The 5,836-nt window shown below is 72.8% G+C and carries 3 protein-coding genes and 1 pseudogene; 1 reads left to right on the top strand and 3 read right to left on the bottom strand.

Translation table 11 applies throughout. From position 1 onward, the window contains the following. Positions 1-366, bottom strand: a 366-nt coding sequence (locus Q7T52_RS12035; RefSeq protein WP_304802777.1) for a MerR family transcriptional regulator, incomplete at its 3' end; no start/stop codon positions are given. A 239-nt stretch (positions 367-605) separates the two neighbouring features. On the opposite strand from Q7T52_RS12035, the gene Q7T52_RS12030 reads away from it, so the two are divergent. Then, positions 606-4,904 carry a PKD domain-containing protein gene (locus tag Q7T52_RS12030; RefSeq protein WP_304802775.1) on the top strand — a complete coding sequence of 1,433 codons (4,299 nt, stop codon included), beginning with the start codon at positions 606-608 and terminating at the stop codon, positions 4,902-4,904. Between the two features lie 23 nt (positions 4,905-4,927). Here the strand turns inward: Q7T52_RS12030 and Q7T52_RS12025 are convergent, their stop codons facing one another. Then, complete coding sequence (locus Q7T52_RS12025) at positions 4,928-5,404, bottom strand: SRPBCC family protein (protein WP_304802773.1); 477 nt, start codon at positions 5,402-5,404, stop codon at positions 4,928-4,930. Between the two features lie 33 nt (positions 5,405-5,437). Continuing rightward, positions 5,438-5,836 (bottom strand): annotated as a pseudogene (locus tag Q7T52_RS12020) (CCA tRNA nucleotidyltransferase); the annotation flags it as partial.

Here is a 5,836-nt window from a genome sequence, read left to right as displayed (position 1 = left end):
CTGCTGGATCGTGCTCATATTTGTCTCCTCCTGGTCGAGCTCGGCCACGAGGGCGGTGACCAACGCGCGGCCGGAGGCCGTGTCGGCCTCGACCTGGCGCCACCACGACATGAGCTCGGCCGCCGCGGCGCGGCTCGAGCGGCCGGCCAGGTCGGCCACCACCCGGATCCGGGCCAGCGGCATGCCGGCCAGCCGCAGCTGCGCGACCAGACGGGCCCGGTCGAGCTGGTCGGCGGCGTACCACCGGTAGCCCGTCACAGGGTCGACCTCGGCCGGCGGCAGCAGACCCGTCTCGTCGTAGAGCCGCAGGGCCTTGGCGCTCAGGCCGCTGGCCCGGGCGGCGTCGCCGATCGACATCAACCGCATCCGTCCCACGGTGCCTCCCCGTCCTTCTCGTGCCTGTCGGGCCCGTCGGGCCCGTCGGGCCTCGTGACCGGTGAACCGTTCACCGGCTCCCGAGGTTGGAGCCTGCCCCAGGGACAAGGTCAAGCACCCGTCCCGCCGAAAGTCCGCAGGCCCCGACCCGTAACTGTCTGACAACTCTCGTCGTTCACCGTCTGTCCGGCCCGCAGCTCGCGCGGCCCCTGTCGTCGAGGACGTCCTCCATGCCTGTTCGCCCCTCCCGTCGCGCGCGCAGCGTGGCCGTCACCGCCGCCGCGCTGCTCGGTCTCGTGGTCGCCCCGCTCGCCGTCGCCCCCGCGTCCGGCGCCGCCGTCCCGACCGGGTCCGCCACCGCGTCCCTGACGCGGCTCGCGCTGCCCGCTGCCGCGCAGGCACCCACGGCGGCGCCGAGGCTCGCGCCGGGCGCGCTCGCCGTGAGGTTCGACGCCCAGGACCGCACGGTCCGCCGCGGGCAGGCCTTCGTCGCCTCGGGCACGGTGCGGCTCGCGTCGGCCGCCGCCGGTGACGCCGGGACCGCCTCGCGCTTCCGGCTCGCCCTCACCGACCCGACCGGGGCCGTCCTCGCCACCCAGCGGGTGACGACCGACGCCGCCGGTGCCTTCCGTACAGCGGTGCCGGCCGCCGCGACCGGCGCGCTGGGCCGCGGCACCGCCCTCACCCTCGGCCTGCGCGCCCTCGACGCCGAGGCGCTGACCGGCGGTGCCGCACCGACCGCCGACGCCGGTGCGGGCGCCGTACCGGTCGCGGCCCGGGCGGGCGGCCTCGACGTCGCCAACTCGTTCGTCTCCTCGGTCGGCTGGGTCAAGCCAGGCGAGAGCTATCCGTCCTCGATCCGGGTGACCAACCCCGGCGCCACCCCGGTCGTCGGCGCGGTCGTCACCGTGACCGCCCCGACCGGCTCGACCTTCCTCTCGGCCTCGCCGAGCGCAGGCACCCGCAGCCTGGCGCCCGCGCAGGTCACCTGGACGATCCCGACCGTGCCGGCGGCCAACGCGACGACCGGTGCGCCCGGCACCGCGACCCTCGTGCTCGAGAGCCGCGCCGCCCTCGCCTCGGCGCTGCCCACCATCGTCTGGCGCGACCTGTCGACGACCGCCGTCCTCGCGGCCGGCGGGCAGAGCAGCACCGCCGTCGCCCACGGGCCCAAGGTCATCCCGCCCAGCGAGGTCTACGATACCGCGCGCTACGGCGACCGGCCGTTCCCGATCATCCCCGTGCAGTACACCGACCGTGACTACCTCCCGACGCACAGCGGCGAGGACCTGGCCGAGAAGATCAACTCCCCCGCGGTCGCCGGCTCGACGTTCAACCTCTACCAGGAGATGTCGATCGGCCAGCTGTTCCCCAACGGCACCGTGCCGTCCGCCGGCATCGCCACCAAGGACTTCACCTACGCCCCCGGCTTCGACTTCGCCCACCTGCAGGTCCCGCCCAACACCTGCACCGGCGCCACCCTCGCCGACCTGCCCGTCGACGTGACCGGCACGCCGCTCTACCCAGAGCGGATCACCAACGGCGTCTACAACCTGCCCGGCCAGACGCAGTTCTACGGCGCCGACTCCAACGGCTCCGCCGTGCTCGGCTCGCTGGTCGGCGTCGGCGCGCTCCAGAACATCGACTCCGGCTGCGGCCCGACCGGCAAGCTCGTGCGAGACGCGGCGGCGCTGGCCGACCCGGAGATCGACTACTCCGACTACGACACCGACAAGGACGGCGTCGTCGACTTCTTCATGGTCGTCTACGCCGGCTGCGGCGGCAACGGCGCCAGCCAGCTGGGCGCCTGCACCTCGGCCCAGTCCGACCTGCTGCCCTACGACAACATCTGGCCGCACTCGTCCTCGCTCGAGGGCGCCTACACCGACGCGGTCACGGGCCTGCCCGGCTTCACCACCGACGACCAGCTCAAGGACCTCGAGGGCCACCCGCTCTGGTACACCGACACGAGCTACTCGGCCAAGACCACCACCGACACCGGCGACGCGCTCAAGGTGTTCGTCCGCGTCGGCCCCTACAACGTCAACCCCGAGACCGCCATCGACAAGGCCTCGGTCATCAGCCACGAGTACGGCCACTCGCTCGGTCTCCCCGACTTCTACTCCACCGGCAGCCGGGAGACCTACGGCGACTGGAACCTGATGGCGACCGACAAGTCGCAGAACATGGACGCCTTCTCCCGCCAGGAGCTCGGCTGGGTGGTGCCGCAGGTGCTGAAGCCCGGGGCGACCAGGACCGTCACCGGCTGGAAGAGCTCCAAGCTCGACATCGGTGCCATCGCCTGGCAGCGGCCCGACGGGACGCCCTACACCCTGACCAACGGCGCCGACGGCATCGTGCACAACTCCGAGATGTACGTCGCCAAGCTGCCCGGTCGCACCCTGCTCGACGACTCGGCGTTCGACGCCGGCGGCACCAACGGCGTCGCGGCGTCGAAGTCCCACCTGTGGTGGTCGGGCTCGGGCAACGACTTCGGCTGCGCGCCGACCGGGGGCCACAACTTCGACCTGAGCGTCCCCGCGCTGCGCACGCTCCCCGCCGGCACGCCGGTCGAGCTGCGCTTCAAGTCGCGCTGGGACATCGAGTGGGACTTCGACTACGGCTACGTGCTGACCACGACCAACGGCGGGTCCACCTACACCTCGAACCCGTCGACGGAGGGCTACACGACCTCCAACACCGACCTGCTGGCGGGCAACCCCAACCAGGTCGGCTGCCAGGCCACCTACGACAACGGCATCACCGGGACCAGCGGGTCCTACGACGCCGGCACCGAGGCGGTCGACCGCAAGCTCGGCAACACCCCGGCCCCGGTGTTCCTCCCCGACAGCTATGACATCAGCGAGCTGGCCGGCGCCGCCAACGGTGCGCTGCGCCTCAGCTACTCGACCGACCCCGGGGCGGCCCGTCCCGGCTGGTTCATCGACGACCTCGAGGTCGTCGCCAACCCCGGCGCCGCGGGCGAGAAGGTGCTCTGGACGAGCGACTTCGAGAGCACCGGCGGACCGAGCGACCCCGCCGTCTTCAACGGCGGATGCCGCGAGGACCTGACCGTCGCCTCGTCGTGCACCCAGGGCTGGAAGTACCTCCAGGCCGGGGCCGCCTCGGTCCAGGACCACGCCTACTACCTCGAGATGCGCGACCGCTCGGGCTTCGACTTCGACGGCCACGGCGAGATCGACCGCGACCCGATCGGGTTCCAGGCCGGCCTCTACCTCTCCTACACCGACGAGGCCCACGGCTACGGCAACGCCGGCACCGACGACCCCCCGGCCCAGTCGCCGCTCGACTCGGTGCCGACCGTCGGCTCCGCCACGCCCGACCTCGACGACGCGGCGTACAACGCGACGACGGCCCGCTCGACCTTCACCGACGCCAAGGCGACGCCGCACGTCGACAACTACAGCGACCCGAGCACGACCTCGGGCAACTGGGAGTTCGCCTACGACTGCCTCGGCTTCAAGGTCGACTCGATGAGCGGCGACGACGCCGCCCCCGCGAGCAACCTGACCGGTGACGTCACCTTCACCACCGGCACCGGCTGCGGGACGTTCAACTACGGCTACGAGCCCGAGCCCGTCGTCCCCAACACCGCACCGACCGCAGCGGCCGGGGCCACCCCGACGGTGGCCCCCACGGGCCAGCAGGTCGCGTTCTCGGCGGTCGGCTCCACCGACGCCGAGACACCCGGCACGCTCGACTTCAGCTGGGACTTCGACGGCGACGGCACCAAGGACGCCGCGACCGCCACGGCGTCCCACGCCTACACCGCTGCCGGCACCTACACGGCGACCGTGACCGTCACCGACCCGCAGGGGCTGAGCGACACCGCGTCGACCGTGGTGACGGTGACCGGTGGCGGCGGGGGCGGCGACACGACGCGCCCGACGATCCGCACCACCGTCAGCCCGACGCCGGTGGTGGTCAAGCGCGGCGCGGTGCTCTCGGCCGTGGGGTCCTCCGACGACGTCACCGCCGCCGGCAACCTGCGCTACACCTGGGACCGCCGCAACGGTGGCTCGACCGTCGACGCCACCGGCCCGATGTTGCGGCTCTTCTACAAGAACCCCGGCGTGCGCAGGATCGGCCTGACCGTGACCGACGAGGCCGGCAACGTGGCACGCCGGACGGTCACCGTCCGGGTCTACCGCTACGCCGGGTGCGGCACCGGCCAGGTCCGCAAGGTCGGCGACTTCACGGTCAGGCGCGCCCGGGCGGCCACCGGTGGCTCCTACTGCGCCGCGACCCGGACCACCCGCGGTCGCGACGCGCTGGGCATCACCTTCCGGGGCACCCAGGTCCAGGTCGTGCGTGGCCTCGCCCGCAAGGGCGGCACCGCGGTGGTCTACCTCGACGGGAAGCGGCTGCGCACCATCAGCTTCAAGGGCCGGGGCCCGCTGACCTTCGGGCACCGGGTCGTGATCGGCGGGATCACCCCGGGCAAGCACCGGCTCGAGGTCCGGCGCGTGCGCGGCCAGGCCTACGTCGAGGGCTTCCTCTTCTCGTGACGTGACGGACGAGGCCGGGCTCGCTAGCCAGCGAGCTCGGCCTCGGCCTTGACCCGCGCCAGCGTGTCCTGCATCCCGCGCTCCAGGCGGCGGGTGAAGGACGGCACGCCGCCGAGCGCGACCTTGGTCAGGCCGAGCGAGAGCGGCGAGATGCCCTCCGGCAGCTCGCGGCGCTGGGTGACGGTGGTGCCGCCCGTGGCGTTCTCGGTGAGGGCGAAGGACCAGATCGTCCGGTTCTCGCGCACGCGGAAGGCGAAGTCGCGGTGCGGCTCGAAGCGGACGACCTTGGCGGCCGTCGGCCAGAACAGCAGGCCCTGTCGGTTGAGGTTGCTGAACGTGGCGCCCTGCCGGACGACGCCGCCCTTGACCCTGGTGCGCACGACCTGCGGGCTCCACGAGGCCATCCGGGGCACGTCGGTCACCAGCGCCCAGACCTGGGCGGGCGGTGCGTCGATGTCGATGCTCGCCTCGAGCTCTTCGTGCTGCTGGGTGTCGGCCATGGGCCGGACCCTACTGAACGCCGTTCAACAGTGTCACCGTGACGACCACCACGCGCGCAGGGCAGCGGTGGCCGCGGCCTCGTCGAGCGGACCCTGGTCGAGCCGCACCTCGAGCAGGTGCCGGTAGGCCTCGCCGACCTCGCGCCCCGGACCGATGCCGAGGATCTCCATGATCTGGTTGCCGTCGAGGTCGGGCCGGATCGAGGCGAGCTCCTCCTCCTCGGACAACCGCGCGATCCGCTCCTCGAGCTCGTCGTAGGTGCGCCGGAGGCGGTCGGCCTTGCGCTGGTTGCGCGTGGTGCAGTCGGCGCGGGTGAGGACGTGGAGGCGGCCGAGCTGGTCGCCGGCGTCGCGCACGTAGCGGCGTACGGCGGAGTCGGTCCACTCCCCCGACCCGTAGCCGTGGAAGCGCAGGTGCAGCTCGACCAGCTT

This window comes from Nocardioides sp. (assembly GCF_030655615.1).
GTDB lineage: Bacteria > Actinomycetota > Actinomycetes > Propionibacteriales > Nocardioidaceae > Nocardioides.
The sequence above is the reverse complement of the archived record's forward strand: the minus strand, read 5'-3'. Positions and strand labels throughout refer to the sequence as shown.